The organism is Microvirga terrae, from assembly GCF_013307435.2.
GTDB lineage: Bacteria > Pseudomonadota > Alphaproteobacteria > Rhizobiales > Beijerinckiaceae > Microvirga > Microvirga terrae.
This window is the reverse complement of sequence record NZ_CP102845.1, coordinates 4,740,092-4,755,000: the sequence shown is the minus strand read 5'-3', so window position 1 is coordinate 4,755,000 and position 14,909 is coordinate 4,740,092. Positions and strand designations below refer to the sequence as shown.

Sequence of the window (14,909 nt, the reverse complement as noted above, 5' to 3'; positions counted from 1 at the left end):
GTGAAGACCCTCGCGGTGGGGGCCCAATGGGTGACCTCCGCCAAGGTACCCGAAGCGGTCGTCTACGAGGTCGTCAAGGGCCTGTGGAGCGACAAGACCCGCGCGGCCCTCGATGCCGGGCACGCCAAAGGCAAGCTCATCCGCAAGGAGAGCGCCCTGGCAGGCGCGGGCATCCCCGTGCATCCCGGCGCCGAGCGCTTCTACAAGGAAGCCGGCCTGTCGAAGGGCTGATCCGCCCCATCCAACTGTCCGTTCGACCTCCCGCGGCCGAAGCCGTGGGAGTGCTTTGCTTGCCACGAGAGCCGCCATGTCCGCAGCCGATCCCAGCGTCCTTATCGAGAACCGCAGCCTCGAGGAGAAATTCGATCCCGAGATGCGCTTCCGGCCGCTGCCGCCTGGCACCGCGTGGCTCGTGGCCGGTCTGCTGTTGGCGCTCTCGTTCTTCCACTATTACACGGCCGGTTTCGGGCTGCTGCGGGAAGCCACCCACCGCGGCATCCACATGGCCTTCGTCCTGGGGCTCATCTTTCTCGTCTTCTCGGCCTTCAAGAGCGATCAGGACCGGATCGCTCCCTCGACTTGGTGGCGGCCAGGCAGCATCTCCCTGATCGACTGGGCTCTCGCCGTGGCGGCCGCCGTCTCGAGTCTCTATGTCCCGTGGATCTTCAGCGATCTCGCGTTCCGTGTCGGCAATCCGTCGTCAACGGACGTTGTCATGGGGACGATCCTGATCCTCGTCCTCCTGGAGGCGACCCGCCGATCCGTGGGCTGGCCGCTTCCGGTGATCGCCATCGGGGTCATGCTCTACGCCTATTTCGGCCCGTCCATGCCGGGCATCCTTCAGCATCCCGGCGCCTCCTGGTCGAACATCGTCAACCATCTCTATCTCACGAGCCAGGGCATCTACGGCATCGCCTTGGGAGTGGTCGCCACCTACGTGTTCCATTACGTTCTCTTCGGCGTGCTCGCGACCCGGGTCGGTCTCGGAAAGCTCTTCATCGATCTCGCCACCTGCGTGGCAGGCCGTTACGCGGGCGGGCCGGCCAAGGTGTCGATCTTCGGCTCGGCCCTGTTCGGCATGATCTCCGGCTCTTCCATCGCCAACACGGTCACGGTCGGCTCCCTGACGATCCCGGCCATGATCCGCGTCGGCTACCAGCGCCATTTCGCGGCGGCGGTGGAATCGGCGGCCTCGACCGGCGGCCAGATTACTCCGCCGATCATGGGCGCTGCCGCCTTCCTCATGGTGGAGTTCCTCAACGTTTCCTATCAGACGGTCATCCTGGCGGCAGTCGTGCCGGCCTGCATGCATTTCTTCGGCGTGTTCATGCAAGTCCATCTCGAAGCCAAGCGCTCCGGGTTGCAGGGGTTGCCGGCCGAGGAACTGCCCCGGGCCGCCAAGGTCATCCGCGAGGGCTGGCAGACGATCATGCCGCTCGCCGTGCTGCTGATCGTGCTGTTCTCCGGCTTCACCCCCTATCTCGCGGCCTTCTGGGGCATCACGGCCTGCCTGGTGGTTGGCGCCTCACGGGTTCCCGCCATCACGCTCGGGTTCCTGGCGGCCATCGTCGGGGCCATCGCCACGGGCATGCTCACCCAGCTGGTCTTCGTGGTCCCGCTCCTGGCACTGGTGCTGGCGCTTCTCGTCGCCACGTTCCTGAGGAGCGAAGCCGGAAAGGCGGTCGTTCTCGATCTCGTCGACGCCTTCGTGGTCGGCGCCAAATACGCCATCGGCGTGGGCGCGGCGGCCGCGACCGTCGGCATCATCGTGGGCATCGTCACGCTCACGGGAGTCGGCTTCAAGATCTCCTTCATCGTCACGTCGTTCGCCGCACAGCTCGCCCAGGGCTTCATGGATCTCGTGCCTGCGGGCCTCGCCGACATGAAGGCCATGACGCTGTTCTTCACCCTGCTGATGACAGCTGTCGTCTGCATCCTGCTGGGATGCGGCGTGCCGACGACGGCGAACTACATCATCATGGTCACGGTCGCGGCGCCGGCCCTGGGGCTCCTCGGCGTCCAGCCGCTCGTCGCGCATTTCTTCGTGTTCTATTACGGGGTGCTGGCCGACATCACGCCGCCCGTGGCACTCGCCGCCTACGCGGGAGCCAGCATGGCGGGGGCCGATCCGTTCAGGACGGGCAATACGGCGTTCCGGCTGGGATTGGGCAAGGCCCTCGTGCCGTTCGTGTTCGTCTACGGTCCGGCCATGCTGATCGTCACGCCGGAATTCACTTGGCCGGGGTTCCTGTTCGTCACGGCCGGAGCCGTCATCGGCATCGTGTTCCTGTCGGCGGCTTTCGCCGGGTATGGGCTCACCTCGATGCGGCCCTGGGAGCGTTGGCTCATCGGTCTCGCCGCCCTGCCGATCATCGCGCCGGATGTCAGGACCACCCTGATCGGGCTGGTGATGGCAAGCCCCGTGGTCGTGGCGCAACTCGTCAAGGCACGCGCCGCGATGGTACCAAGGCCCGCCTGAAGATCGGCAGGACAACCTGAACCATTCGGCCATCCTCCCGTTGTTCTTTGCTTGGATTGAAGACAACGGGAGAGCCTCATGGTCGATTACAGGAAGCTTCTGGATGCGTTCGTCGGCGCCATCGGCCGTCCTGATCACCGGGCTCCCGGTCAACCCGATCTCGGTAACGTGGGCCCGCAGACCGGCAGGAGCGTGACCCAAATCGCCGGTCACACGCCGGATCAGCTTCTGCAGAAGGCCAAGGACTTTGCCGCGCAGCATCCGGGGCTCACCCAGACGGCCCTGGTCAGCCTCGCGGGCCTTCTGTTCAAAGGGCGCAAGAAGGGCAAGATGACCGGCAACCTGGTCAAGCTCGGCGGCCTCGCGGTGATCGGCGGCCTGGCCTACAAGGCCTACCAGAACCAACAGGCCGCCAGGGGAACATCGGGAGGCGGGACGGCTGAGCCTTCCGCGCCGGCAGCCCGATTCGAGGAGGATGTCGCGCAATCCGCGCTGAGCCTGCCGGAGACGTCGCGCTTCCACCCGGTCTCGCAGACCGAGGACGATGCTCTCCTGTTCCTGCGCACGATGGTGGCGGCGGCCGCCGCAGACGGGCACATCGATCAGGCCGAGCGGGCGCGAATCGTCAAAGGGCTGACCGAAGCGGGGATAGACCCGGAGGCGAGCCGCTGGCTGGAGACGGAAATGGCCTCGCCGGCGGATGTCGAGGAGCTTGCCGCCAACGTCAACGACCCTGACAAGGCCGCACAGGTCTATGCGGCCGCTCGCCTCGCCATTGATCCGGATACCATGCAGGAGCGCGAGTTCCTGCACCAGCTGGCCGAGGCGCTGGATCTCGACCCGGCCATGCGCGCGCAGATTGACGATACGGCTGGCGGTCTGAGCTGACGGAGCGCCTCTCAAAGTGGTGACACCCGCCCCAAGGGCCGGATGCTCTGGTACCTGATGGTGGTCTGCGCGCCGCTCCGCTCCTCGTAGCGCTTGCCCAGGACGAACCCGAGCTCCGGCGAGTAGAGGTCCGTGTGCTCCGAGGTGATCCTGCCCTCGGCATCGAGGAAGCGGTTGCGCACCACCAGGACGGCGTAGGAGCAGGTTCCGAGCTGGATCTGCTCCTGACCCGTCACCGTCAGTTCCAGGGAGATCAGGGCGCCGACCTTGTTCGGCTGAGCCGGCGCATAGGTCAGTGTCCGGCGGGCCTTCGGTTCGAGCGGGAAGATCGTGCGCAGATCCGACACCGGAATGTTGATGCTCCGGGCCGTGTCGTCGAAACGGCTGATCGGGAAGAGCCCGCGGTAATAGATCACGTCCTGTCTCTTCCCGCCGGGATAGGCGTTCACCACGTGGACGAAGTGATCCGAGACGGGCCGGATTTCCGCAACCGTTCCCTGACGTTCGAGGACAAAGCCCAGCTTCGCGGTCTGCGCCGACGGGCAATCGTCCCCCAGCGCAGGAGACACGAGGATCGTCAGGGCAAAAGGGAGAGCGCGTCGAAACATGGCGGGCGACCCGGCGTTGTTGATCAAGGAGGCAAAGCGTCGGACGCACTGCGCTGCCGAAACGATGTAACACGCGATTCGGCGTGGTGGAACGCTCCTGGATCGCGGCTGCTTGGGAACTCCGCTTCGACCGTCCGAAAGTCAGCTACTTTAGTCAGGGGACGGTTGATCTTGGCCCCTGTCCTGGATCAAATACCGCCTCTGCGTTTACGGATGCCCGAAAGGATATGAAGAATGGCTGAGAGGCCTCACCGTCGCACTCCCGATCAGCTTCGCTCACGGCTGTGGTTCGACAATCCGGACAACCCGGGCATGACCGCGCTCTACCTGGAGCGCTATCTGAATTTCGGACTGACGGGCAAGGAACTGCAGGGCAAGAAGCCGATCATCGGCATCGCGCAGACCGGATCCGATCTGTCCCCGTGCAACCGCCACCATCTCGAACTCGCCAAACGCGTACGCGACGGCATCACGGCGGCCGGCGGCGTACCATTCGAATTCCCGTGCCACCCGATCCAGGAGACGGGCAAGCGCCCCACCGCCTGCCTGGACCGCAATCTCGCCTATCTCTCCCTCGTGGAGGTCCTCTACGGCTACCCGCTCGACGGGGTCGTTCTGCTGACCGGCTGCGACAAGACCATGCCGGCCTGCATCATGGCGGCCGCGACCGTGAACATCCCGGCGATCTCGCTCAATGTCGGGCCGATGCTCAACGGCTGGCACCACGGCGAGCGCACCGGATCGGGCACCATCGTCTGGAAGGCGCGCGAGCGCCATGCGGCCGGCGACATCGACTACCAGCAGTTCATCGACATCGTCGGATCGAGCGCGCCCTCCGTCGGCCACTGCAACACCATGGGCACCGCGTCCACGATGAACGCTCTTGCCGAAGCGCTCGGCATGTCGCTGCCGGGCTCTGCCGCAGTGCCGGCGCCGTACCGCGAGCGCGGCCAGATGGCCTATGAAACGGGCCTTCGCATCGTGGACATGGTGTGGGAAGACCTGAAGCCTTCCGACATCATGACCCGCGAGGCGTTCGAGAACGCCATCGTGGCCAATGCGGCCATCGGCGGCTCCACCAACGCGCCGATCCACATCAATGCGATCGCCAAGCATATCGGCGTGCCGCTCGACAACGGCGACTGGGAGCGCATCGGCTTCGAGATTCCGCTGCTCGTGAACGTCCAGCCGGCGGGCGAGTATCTCGGCGAGGAGTATTTCCGCGCCGGCGGTTTGCCGGCCGTGATGGCCGAGCTGATCGGCGCCGGCAAGATCCACGAGAACGCGCTGACCTGCACGGGCACGACCATCGGGGAGAACTGCAAGGGCAAGTTCACCTGGGATCACGACGTGATCCGCTCCTACGACAATCCGCTGAAGGAGAAGGCCGGCTTCCTCAACCTGAAGGGAACGCTCTTCGATTCCGCGATCATGAAGACCAGCGTGATCAGCCCGGAATTCCAGGAGCGCTACCTCAACAACCCGGAGGATCCGAACGCTTTCGAAGGACGCGTGGTCGTGTTCGAAGGGCCGGAGGATTACCATCACCGCATCGACGATCCGTCCCTCAACATCGACGAGCACACGATCCTCATCATGCGCGGCGCTGGTCCGGTCGGCTATCCGGGTGCGGCGGAGGTGGTGAACATGCAGCCGCCGGGCGCGCTCATCAAGCGCGGCGTCCTCTCGCTGCCGTGCATCGGCGACGGGCGCCAGTCCGGCACCTCGGGAACGCCGTCGATCCTCAACGCTTCACCTGAAGCCGCCGTCGGCGGCGGGCTGGCGCTGTTGCAGACCGGCGACCGGATCCGCATCGACCTCAACAAGCGCAGCGCCGATATCCTTCTGTCTCCGGAAGAGATCGAGAAGCGGCGCGCCGATCTCGAAGCCCGCGGCGGCTTTGCCTATCCGGCGAGCCAGACACCCTGGCAGGAGATCCAGCGCTCGATGGTGGATCAGCTCTCCGAGGGCATGACCCTGAAGCCGGCCGTGAAGTACCAGAAGGTCGCGCAGACCTTCGGCGTGCCGCGCGACAATCACTGAGCTGAACGAAAGGAGCGGGGGCTGTCATGAACAGACTTCACGGAAGGACGGCCCTCGTCACGGCGGCCGGGCAGGGGATCGGACGCGCCATCGCAAAAGCCTTTCTTCGCGAGGGCGCGCGTGTTTGGGCAACGGATCTGGACGTCGCCAAGCTCGACGGGCTCGAGGGCGCCGAGCGGCGCAGGCTCGACGTGCTGTCGAACGCCGACGTAGAGCAGCTCGTTGCTGATGCGGGACCGTTCGACGTTCTCGTCAACGCGGCGGGTTTCGTGCATCACGGTACGATTCTCGAATGCTCCGACAAGGATTGGGATTTCTCGTTCGATCTGAACGTCAGGTCCATGCACCGGACGATCCGTGCGGTGCTGCCGGGCATGCTGGAGAAGGGCCGGGGCTCCATCGTCAACATCGCGTCCGGCGCCTCGTCGGTCCGCGGCATTCCCAATCGATACGTCTATGGAACCACGAAGGCGGCTGTGATCGGCCTGACGAAGGCTGTGGCGGCCGATTTCATCAAGCGCGGCGTGCGTGCCAACGCCATCTGCCCCGGCACGATCCAGTCGCCCTCGCTCGACGAGCGGATTGCGGCGCTCGCTGCGAGTTCCGGTCAGAGTCTGGAGAGCGTGCGTCAGGCATTCGTCGACCGTCAGCCCATGGGCCGGCTCGGCACCGCCGAAGAGGTGGCGGCTCTTGCCCTCTACCTCGCGTCTGACGAGGCCAGCTACACGACGGGCCATATTCATCTCGTCGACGGCGGGTTTGCGCTGTGAGCGACTCTCCCGTTTGATCGCCTGCCCGGCAGGCGTCCTCGTCCATGGACAGGCCAACGAAAAAAGGCAGGCTCGAAAGCCTGCCTTTTCAGTTTGCCGTGGTTTGGGATAGGCGGATTATTCTTTGTTGGTGGTCGGCATCACCCCCGCGCTGCTCTGTTGTTGGCGCGCTCTGCTTTGGCTATCCATGCCGCCGCCCCACGGTGCCTCCAGTCCATCCGCAGAACCATGCTGAAGTCTCGGATGGAGCCGCTATACTGGCTGAGGCAATACAACATAATTCCCCGCGTGAAATAGAACTTGACCAAAAACGTCGTCAAATCTGTCGCTCTTGGGTTAGCGTAAGTTGCTCGGTTGAAATTATCATTGCGAGTCAAATCGATAAGACTTGATATGACCGATCGCCTCATACCTGTGGTTGTGGTCGTCATTTCTCACCTCAATCGAAAGTAACAGAAATGTCTTCGTAGGTTAAGTGTTTGACTTCCGCTCCAACCTGCTGAAGTCGTACTTAATGTCTCACGGCAATTACCTTGCGGAAATCGGAAAGGCGCAAGCCTTGTCGGAAAAACGCAGCTATCGTAATCTTTCTTTAGAAATGGCTGGCTTGAGCTGTGCCGATAGACCCAGACGGCCGCGGGGAATGGCCATAGAGACGGGCAGGATCATGGCGGATGCTCACCGGACCATGGAGCAGACGACGCCGCCTAGAGCAGGAAACGGCTCCGGTGCAAAGCCTGCCGCTCAAGATGGCTCTGTCCTCGACCTCGTGCTCAGGTCGACCCGCCTTGATGAGATGGAGGAACTGACCAGCACGCTCATCTCTCCCAATCGGTTGAGGCCATTAACCAAGGACAGGGCATTTGAAAGCGTGTTCCAGATCCATGGCCTGCAAGACTTCTGCACCTTCTCACAAGGTTATCGATGCTCAGTCGATGTGGACATCAAAACCGAAACCACCGACGAGCGAATGGTTTTTCTCTTGCCCTCCAAGGGGCAAGGTCGGCTCGTTGTGGATCGTCGGGAATTCGAAGTTTCCGACCAGCATGGAGTTGTGTTTGCTGCCGGTCCGCCCAGAACGCTGAGGTATCTGGACGACTGCCTGATGTCTATTCTTCTGATGAGCCGGCGCAAGGCGGCCGAGCAATGCACGAAGTTGCTGGGGCGCGATCTCGACCGAGACCTTAAGTTTGACACCAGCTTCGATCTGAGCAGCCCCAATGGACAAAGCTGGGTGCGGCTGTTCCAGTATGCCACGGCCGAACTCGCCAGCCTACATTCCCTGTTCCGCTCCGTGGCGGCTGCCCGCCAGCAGCTCGAGCAGACGGTGCTGACCGGCTTCCTCCTCAGCCAGACCCACACCTACTCGGACGCGCTGCTGCGGCCGCAATCGTCCGCCGCGCCCTTCTACGTCAAACGGGCCGAAGCCTACATCGAGGCGCATTTTTCCGAGCCCCTGTCCCTGGCCGACATCGCCGCCCAGGCCGGCGTGAGCGCCCGCAGCCTGCAGAACGGCTTCCAGAGCTTTCGCGGCATGACCCCCATGGCGTTCCTGCGCTCCCTGCGGCTCCGACGGGCCCAGGAAGCCCTTCTCCTGGCGGACCCAGCCTGCGCGACCGTGACCGAGATCGCGCTCAGCTGCGGTTTCAATCACATGGGTGAGTTCGCAAGCCTCTACCGACGCACCTTCGGCGTCTCGCCGCGTCAGACCCTGTCCAAAACGATCTACCGCTGAGACCGGTCACGCTGAGTTGGCGCGATCGGATTCCGGCAGCCGGACCCGGTGAGGCATCGTGAGCCGGCCGCAATCGGCGGCCGCGCCCAATTACGTGAAGCGCGCCGAGCCCCGCTCGAAGGGACCTTACGTTCGGGGCCAGGGCGTCTCCGCCACGGGCGTCAGCGGGCCTTTGCCGTCGAACCATGAGATCAGGTTGTCGGCCACGAGCTTGCCCATCCCGCTGCGGGTGTGAACCGAAGCAGAAGCGATGTGGGGCAGGAGCACCACGTGCTCCAGATCGATCAGTTCCTGCGGAACACGCGGCTCGTCCTCGTAGACGTCGAGGCCCGCGCTCAGGATCGTGCCCGACCGGAGGGCTTCGATCAGCGCCTGCTCATCCACGACGCTGCCGCGGGCGACGTTGATCAGAACGCCGTTGGATCCCAGCGCCTTCAGCACATCCGCGTCGATGAGATGCCTCGTCGATGCGCCGCCCGGCGTGATGACGATCAGCACGTCGGATGCCTCCGCGAGCCCTGTCACGGTCGGATAGTACGGGTAAGCCACGTCGGTCTGCTGCGTGCGACCATGATAGGCGATGCTGACATCGAAGCCTTCCAGTCGACGGGCAATGGCCTTGCCGATCCGTCCCAGTCCGACGATGCCGACCTTCCTCTCGCGCAGGGTTGCGGAGAGGGGAAACGACGCCTTCGGCCACTTTCCGTCGCGCAGGTAGCGGTCGGCCTGCGGGATCTTTCTCAGCGTCGCGAGTAGGAGGCCGAGGGTGAGGTCGGCCACCTCGTCGTCGAGAACGCCGGGCGTGTTCGTGACGATGATGTTGCGCCTGGCGGCTTCCGCCGCATCCACGTTGTCGTACCCGACGCCGAAGCTCGAGATGATCTCCGCATTCGGCAGGCGATCGAGGAGAGTGGCGTCCACACGGCCGAACAGCGTGCTGGTCGCCATGCCGCGAATACGCGGTCCGACCTCTTTCAGAAAGGCGTCCTTGTCCTCCTGCTCCCACAGGCGGTGGAGCGTGAAGGCCTTGTCCAGCGCGTCGATCACGATCGGCATCATCGGCGCAGTCATCAGGATGTCGGTACGGCTCATGGCGTTTCCTATTTCGATGTCGGTTAAAGGGCGCAGCGTGTGACACCGCCCCGGCGAAGAGCCTCGTCGATGATCCTGCCCTGATGCTGCAAGGCCGCCTTCACGTCCTGGGGCAGATCGAGCCAGTGGCACGCGCGCAGGGCGGCTTCCAGGGCATAGAGCGCGTTGAGGCTCACCTGCCGGGGCAGCATGAATTTGAGGCGGCGATAGGCTTCGACGGATCCGGTGGATCGAAGATCGTCCAGCGTCCGGATGCCGATGTCTTCCAGTCGGCTCCGCGTGACAGGGCCGATCCCGCGCAGATCGTCGATGGAGGCTTCGGTCATGGAGAGTGGTCCGGCTTTCGGGGCTTCACACGTTCACGGTAGAGCAAATAGAGCCCCGACGCGATGACGATGCCAGCCCCGACGAAGGTCCAAGAATCCGGCCAGTCGCCGAACAGGACATAGCCCAGGACCAGCATCCAGACGATCTGGCTGTAGATGAAGGGCGCGAGGATCGCGGCCGGAGCCCGGGCATGGGCCAGGACCAGCAGCCAATGGCCGAAAGCCCCGTAGAAGCCAGTCGTCGCGAGAAGGAACCAGACGAGGGGCGACGAGGGGGTGGACCACACCCAGGGAAGCACCGGCGTGACGAACACGATGCCGGCGACGCTCGAATAGAGGGTCGTGGTCGCGATGGAATCGCTCGAGGCCAGGATGCGCGTGACGATGTTGTAGAAGGCATAGGCAACGGAACCCGTCAGCGAGAGAAGGGCCGCCGGATGCATGGTGCCCAGGCCCGGCCGTGTGATGACGAGGATGCCGATGAATCCGACCCCGATGGCGGCCACGCGCTGCCAGCCGATGCGCTCCCCCAGGACCGGGCCTGCGAGAAGGGCCACCAGCAGCGGCGTCGCGAAGATGATGGATTGCGTCTCGACCAGCTGAAGGTACTTCAGGGCGAAGAAATTGCAGAGCGTCGAGGCGAAGAGCAGGAACGAGCGAAGGAGCTGCAAGGGGAGCCGGCGCGTCCTGAGGGCCCCGGGCTGGGTCCGTGGGTTGATGACCAGGAAGGTGAGAAGCGCCGCCGAGATGTAGCGCGCCCAGACCGTGACCATCGGGTCGACCGACCGGTTCACCCATTTGGCCGTCGCGTCCAGGCACGAAAAGCAGAACAGGGCCGCACACATCAGGGCGATGCCGATCATGCGGTTCTGACGCTGCGCGGCGATTGTGGGCGGGGTCGTCGTGACGGTGTCGGCCATGCCGGAGATGCTAGCCGCTCCGCCGTCACGAGGCGAATGTCCGCCACGCACGGCCCTCGTGCGCGGCACACAGAGGTGACGATCAGGCCGTCGCGGCCATCTCCGGCTCGCTGGCGGCTTCCAGCCCGTCCACCTCGTCGTCGGTCTCGAACCCGGTCTGATCGGCTCCGGTGAGGCCCGCGAGATTCTTGGCGGCCTTGCGCAGGAGCTTGCGCAGGCGCTTGCGGTCCTTCGAATCGAAGCCCTGAAGCAGCTCGGACTCGACCTCGTCCCACAGGGCGTCGATGGCGGCCGCCTTGCGCTTGCCCTCCTTGGTGAGCTTCACGCGCACGACCCGGGCATCGCCCGGCTCGGTGTGGCGCTCCACCAGCTTGAGGCTGGAGAGGCGGGAAACCGTCTTGGAGGCGGTCGGCGGACGCACCCGAAGGATGGCCGCGAGTTCCCCCATGGTCATGGGGCCGGAATTGCCGAGGGCCTGGAGAACCTGCTCCTGACCGGCGAAGAGACCGAGCTCCGAGAGCTTGTCGCCCGTACGGCTGCGATGCAGGCGTGAAGCCTGAACCAGAGCCCACCCGACGCTTTTGACGCCCGGATGCTTGTTGTCGGTGTCCATCGTCTCTCGCCCCTCGAAGCTTTTCGAGCCTACCATGGCTCGAACTCATGACGGTACGATGACAAGCCGGCATATATTTAACAGGCTAAGGAATCATGCCTTCAGGCCTCCCGGGTCAGGGCGCTCTCGTGCCAGCGGCGCAGGAGAATGTGATTGAGCCAGGCGAGGACGAGAAACAGGCCGATGCCGGTCAGCGCCAGCAGCACGAGGGCCGCGAAGAGGCGCGGAATGTTGAGCCGGTACTGGCTCTCGATAATGCGGTAGGCGAGCCCCGATCCGGCCCCGGCCGATCCCGCGGCCATCTCGGCCACCACGGCGCCGATCAGGGACAGCCCGCCCGCGATCCGCAGACCGGCCAGAAAGGCCGGCAGAGCGGCCGGGCGGCGCAGATACCACAGGGCTTTCAGCCGGGCTCTGAAGCGCGCCGCTGCGCTTCCGGACGCCGGCGCACCATAGAGCTCGAACAGCTCCATGAGGTTTCTGTCGACGGATTGCAGGCCGAGCATCGTGTTCGACAGAACCGGGAAGAAGGCGACAAGCCAGGCGCAGGCCAGCACCGCCACGTCCTGCGGCATGTAGATCAGGAGCAGGGGCGCAACGGCGATGACGGGGGTGACCTGCAGGACGACGGCGAACGGGTAGAGCGAATACTCGACGACCTTCGAGAGACTCAGAAGGACCGCCAGCAGCACCCCGCCGCAGACGGCCAGCGCGAGGCCGGCGATGGTCGTCTCGAGGGTCGTCAGGAGCGAGGCGGACAGCAGCGGCCAGTCGGTCACGAGGGTCCTGGCGATCAGGCTCGGCGCGGGCAGGATGTAGGGCGGGATGCCCTCGATGCGCACGGCGGCTTCCCACCCGGCGACGGCGGCTGCGAAGACGACGAGCGGCAGGACGATCTTCAAAGGATCACCTCGCCGGCGTAAGGGCCTGGGAATCGATGCCGTCACGGTCGCTCCTCCGGCGCCTGCTCGAGGAGGATCCGCGAGATCCGCCCGGACAACTCCGCATAGCGCGCTCCGGCGCGGAAGTCCTTCGGGCGCTCTGCGCGCCGCTCTCCTCGAACCTCGGCGACGATGCGGCCCGGCCGCCCGGACATGATCGCGACGCGGCTCGACAGATAGGCACTCTCGTAGACCGAGTGGGTCACGAACACGACGGTGCAGCGCAGCTCGCCCTGCAGGCGCAGCAGATCGTCGTTGAGCCGGAAGCGGGCGATCTCGTCGAGGGCCGCGAAGGGCTCGTCCATGAGAAGCAGCCTGGGCTTCAGGGACAGGGCGCGGGCGATGGACACGCGCATCCGCATGCCGCCGGAGAGCTCGCGCGGATAGGCTTTCGCGAAGTCGCTCAACCCGACGAGGGCTAGGCTCTCGGCGATGCGATCGCGCGCATCGCGCTTCGACACGCCCCGCAGGCGCAAGGGGAGCCACACGTTGTCCGCCACGCTCGACCAGGGCATCAGCGTCGGATCCTGAAACACGAAGCCGATCTCGCCGCGATGATCGGCGCCTGTCGCGCCCGGCCACGTGATGCTTCCTTCCGTCGGCTGCGCCAGCCCCGCGATCAGGCGCAGCACCGTGGACTTGCCGCATCCCGAAGGCCCGAGCAGCGACACGAACTCGCCCGCGACGACGTCGAGGTTGAAGCCGGCAAGCGCCGTCACGCCGTTGGAGAAGACCTTCGTGACGTCTCTCAGAGAAACGAGCGCGGGCGAGAGCTGCGTCATGGGTGCGGCGACGCGGAAAGGCGTCGCTCTCCTCTCTTATCTCTTCAGGTTCAGTCCCACGCCCTTGTTCACGAACCGGAGCGTGTAGGCTTTTCGATAATCGAGGTCCGGCTTGAAGAGGCCGGCCTTCACCATCTTGTCGAAGAAGTCCTTCATGCGTGTATCGGTCATGGCGCCGATCCCGAGGGTCTGCGTGTCGCCGGAATCGACGATGCCGTATTCCTTCATCTTGGCCTGGGAATAGGCGAGCAACTCGTCGGTCATCTCCGGGTTGTCGCGCTTGATGAGCGCCTTGGCCTTCGTGGCGTCCCCGTAGAGGTAGTTGTACCAGCCGATCGTCGACGCATCGACGAAACGCTGCACGAGGTCGGGGTTCTTCTCCACCACCTCGCGGCGCGTCTCGACCGTGGTGGAATAGGTGCTGAAGCCGTAATCCGCGAGCAGGAACACGTTGGGCCTGAAGCCGGCCGCCTTCTCGATGGTCAGCGGTTCGGACGTGACGTAGCCCTGCTGCACCGCCGCCGTGTTGGCGATGAACGGCGCCGGGTTGAAGCCGAAGGGCTTCACCTGCTCGTCCTTGAACCCGTATTCCGCCTTCATCCACTGGAAGAAGGTGGCGGCACCGTCCTTGGACAGGAGAATGTCGTTCGAGGTCTTCAGGTCGAGAAAGGCGTCGAGCCCCTGGCCCGGATGGCTGAGGAGCACCTGCGGCTCCTTCTGGAAATGGGCCGCCACCACGATGGTCGGAATGTCCTTCTCCACTGCCGAGAAGGCCTGGATCATGCTGCCGCCCATGTAGAAATCGAGCTTGCCGACCGTCATGAGCATGCGGTTGCTGGCCCGGGGGCCGCCCGGCACGATGGTGACCTTGAGGCCGTACTTCTCATAGGTCCCATCGGCCAGGGCCTGATAATAGCCCCCATGCTCACCCTGGGCGATCCAGTTGGTGCCGAAGGTCACCTCCGTCAGCGGCTGCTGGGCCCAGGCGCTACCGCACAGGCAGGCTGCCGCCGCTCCTGCGATCCAGGCGCTCCACTTCATCGACACTCACCTTCCGCTCCGCAGGGCAAGGAGCCTGCCATCCGGGGCACAGCTTCTGCGCGGTTCAACCGGCCTTGGCAAGATCTTCGTGATCTTCGTGCTTCCGGGTGGGAGCAAACCTGACACTCTCGCGTCGTCACCGGCCTCGTGCCGGTGATCTCGATTGTTTGGAACGCTGCGCCTTTCCGATCGGGACAGTCTGCCCTGATCCTGCCCCCGTCATCACCGGGCTTGTCCCGGTGATCCCGCTTGTTTGAGGTGCGGCGCTCTTCCGATCGGGATGGCCGGCACAGGGCCGGCCATGACGGGCGGAGGGTGGCGGGACGGAGGAGCGTCGCGCTGCAGTGCGGGTTTGCGATCTGTGCTGATGTCAAAGAGCCAGCACCTGCAGGCCCGCAGCTTGCGCTGCGAGCCTGTCAGGATGATCGAGGGTGGCGCGAGTGGCAGCCCGGCTCGATGTCTGAGGTGATAAGCGAGAGCCAAGCTGCTCGTCGCGCACGGTTCTTTTCAGGCGGACCAGCTGGACGGAGCCCAAGGTCGGCCTCCTGCGCGCCCAGGGGTGCGAAGCCTGTCGCAGGACCGTGCCGGCTCCCACACTTGCGACGCCTCGCGAGCGCGCCCCTCGTCGGAACCGATCTGCGCCATGATATAGCTTAGCTTGCACCTGCTGT

The 14,909-nt window shown here is 64.7% G+C and carries 14 protein-coding genes (1 of these 14 cut by a window edge); 6 read left to right on the top strand and 8 right to left on the bottom strand.

Translation table 11 applies throughout. From position 1 onward, the window contains the following. From HPT29_RS22325 to HPT29_RS22315, 3 genes are all read left to right on the top strand, one after another. Positions 1–231, top strand: partial view of a TAXI family TRAP transporter solute-binding subunit gene (locus HPT29_RS22325; protein WP_173945297.1) — the end only. It extends 753 nt beyond the left edge of the window; 231 of the gene's 984 nt are visible here — the last part of the coding sequence; the start codon falls outside the window, past its left edge; the stop codon is at positions 229–231. 76 nt (positions 232–307) lie between these two features. After that, positions 308–2,479, top strand: coding sequence for a TRAP transporter permease (locus tag HPT29_RS22320; RefSeq protein ID WP_173945296.1), 2,172 nt, complete (start codon positions 308–310; stop codon positions 2,477–2,479). 78 nt (positions 2,480–2,557) lie between these two features. After that, positions 2,558–3,367 (top strand): tellurite resistance TerB family protein, encoded by an 810-nt coding sequence (locus tag HPT29_RS22315; protein WP_173945295.1) that lies wholly within the window; start codon positions 2,558–2,560, stop codon positions 3,365–3,367. Between the two features lie 11 nt (positions 3,368–3,378). Here the strand turns inward: HPT29_RS22315 and HPT29_RS22310 are convergent, their stop codons facing one another. Continuing rightward, the gene (locus HPT29_RS22310; protein ID WP_173945294.1) at positions 3,379–3,975 is read right to left on the bottom strand and encodes a hypothetical protein; all 597 of its coding nucleotides are present in this window, start codon (positions 3,973–3,975) and stop codon (positions 3,379–3,381) included. A 234-nt stretch (positions 3,976–4,209) separates the two neighbouring features. Between HPT29_RS22310 and HPT29_RS22305 the strand changes: the two genes are divergently transcribed. The 3 genes from HPT29_RS22305 (at position 4,210) to HPT29_RS22295 (ending at position 8,523) form a co-directional block, all read left to right on the top strand. Then, positions 4,210–6,018: an IlvD/Edd family dehydratase gene (locus HPT29_RS22305; protein ID WP_173945293.1), complete on the top strand. Its 1,809-nt coding sequence runs from the start codon at positions 4,210–4,212 to the stop codon at positions 6,016–6,018. A 26-nt stretch (positions 6,019–6,044) separates the two neighbouring features. Beyond that, entirely contained in the window at positions 6,045–6,788 is a 744-nt protein-coding gene (locus HPT29_RS22300) for an SDR family oxidoreductase (RefSeq protein WP_173945292.1), read from the top strand. 475 nt (positions 6,789–7,263) lie between these two features. Next, complete coding sequence (locus HPT29_RS22295) at positions 7,264–8,523, top strand: AraC-like ligand-binding domain-containing protein (protein ID WP_259060275.1); 1,260 nt, start codon at positions 7,264–7,266, stop codon at positions 8,521–8,523. Positions 8,524–8,649: 126 nt separating this feature from the next. Here HPT29_RS22295 and HPT29_RS22290 read toward each other — a convergent pair whose 3' ends face one another. The 7 genes from HPT29_RS22290 to HPT29_RS22260 all read right to left on the bottom strand — a co-directional run bounded on the left by HPT29_RS22290 (position 8,650) and on the right by HPT29_RS22260 (position 14,238). Next, on the bottom strand, positions 8,650–9,615 hold the full coding sequence (locus HPT29_RS22290) for a 2-hydroxyacid dehydrogenase (protein ID WP_173945291.1): 966 nt from the start codon (positions 9,613–9,615) through the stop codon (positions 8,650–8,652). Between the two features lie 23 nt (positions 9,616–9,638). Continuing rightward, on the bottom strand, positions 9,639–9,941 hold the full coding sequence (locus HPT29_RS22285) for a TfoX/Sxy family DNA transformation protein (protein ID WP_173945290.1): 303 nt from the start codon (positions 9,939–9,941) through the stop codon (positions 9,639–9,641). Continuing rightward, entirely contained in the window at positions 9,938–10,861 is a 924-nt protein-coding gene (locus tag HPT29_RS22280) for a DMT family transporter (protein ID WP_173945289.1), read from the bottom strand. The genes HPT29_RS22285 and HPT29_RS22280 overlap by 4 nt, the downstream gene beginning before the upstream one ends. A gap of 82 nt (positions 10,862–10,943) precedes the next feature. Next, positions 10,944–11,510 carry a MarR family winged helix-turn-helix transcriptional regulator gene (locus HPT29_RS22275; protein ID WP_173945288.1) on the bottom strand — a complete coding sequence of 189 codons (567 nt, stop codon included), beginning with the start codon at positions 11,508–11,510 and terminating at the stop codon, positions 10,944–10,946. A gap of 65 nt (positions 11,511–11,575) precedes the next feature. Continuing rightward, the gene (locus HPT29_RS22270; RefSeq protein WP_259060274.1) at positions 11,576–12,421 is read right to left on the bottom strand and encodes an ABC transporter permease; all 846 of its coding nucleotides are present in this window, start codon (positions 12,419–12,421) and stop codon (positions 11,576–11,578) included. Then, entirely contained in the window at positions 12,418–13,197 is a 780-nt protein-coding gene (locus HPT29_RS22265) for an ABC transporter ATP-binding protein (RefSeq protein WP_173945287.1), read from the bottom strand. The genes HPT29_RS22270 and HPT29_RS22265 overlap by 4 nt, the downstream gene beginning before the upstream one ends. Positions 13,198–13,233: 36 nt before the next feature. Then, positions 13,234–14,238, bottom strand: a complete 1,005-nt coding sequence (locus HPT29_RS22260) for an ABC transporter substrate-binding protein (protein WP_173945286.1) — start codon at positions 14,236–14,238, stop codon at positions 13,234–13,236. Between the last annotated feature and the right edge of the window lie 671 nt (positions 14,239–14,909).

Bases quoted from the DNA above. Each gene is read 5' to 3' on its own strand.
- HPT29_RS22320 (WP_173945296.1), top strand. From the start codon at position 308: ATGTCCGCAGCCGATCCCAGCGTCCTTATCGAGAACCGCAGCCTCGAG.
- HPT29_RS22315 (WP_173945295.1), top strand. From the start codon at position 2,558: ATGGTCGATTACAGGAAGCTTCTGGATGCGTTCGTCGGCGCCATCGGC.
- HPT29_RS22310 (WP_173945294.1), bottom strand. From the start codon at position 3,975: ATGTTTCGACGCGCTCTCCCTTTTGCCCTGACGATCCTCGTGTCTCCT.
- HPT29_RS22305 (WP_173945293.1), top strand. From the start codon at position 4,210: ATGGCTGAGAGGCCTCACCGTCGCACTCCCGATCAGCTTCGCTCACGG.
- HPT29_RS22300 (WP_173945292.1), top strand. From the start codon at position 6,045: ATGAACAGACTTCACGGAAGGACGGCCCTCGTCACGGCGGCCGGGCAG.
- HPT29_RS22290 (WP_173945291.1), bottom strand. From the start codon at position 9,615: ATGAGCCGTACCGACATCCTGATGACTGCGCCGATGATGCCGATCGTG.
- HPT29_RS22285 (WP_173945290.1), bottom strand. From the start codon at position 9,941: ATGACCGAAGCCTCCATCGACGATCTGCGCGGGATCGGCCCTGTCACG.
- HPT29_RS22280 (WP_173945289.1), bottom strand. From the start codon at position 10,861: ATGGCCGACACCGTCACGACGACCCCGCCCACAATCGCCGCGCAGCGT.
- HPT29_RS22275 (WP_173945288.1), bottom strand. From the start codon at position 11,510: ATGGTAGGCTCGAAAAGCTTCGAGGGGCGAGAGACGATGGACACCGAC.
- HPT29_RS22265 (WP_173945287.1), bottom strand. From the start codon at position 13,197: ATGACGCAGCTCTCGCCCGCGCTCGTTTCTCTGAGAGACGTCACGAAG.
- HPT29_RS22260 (WP_173945286.1), bottom strand. From the start codon at position 14,238: ATGAAGTGGAGCGCCTGGATCGCAGGAGCGGCGGCAGCCTGCCTGTGC.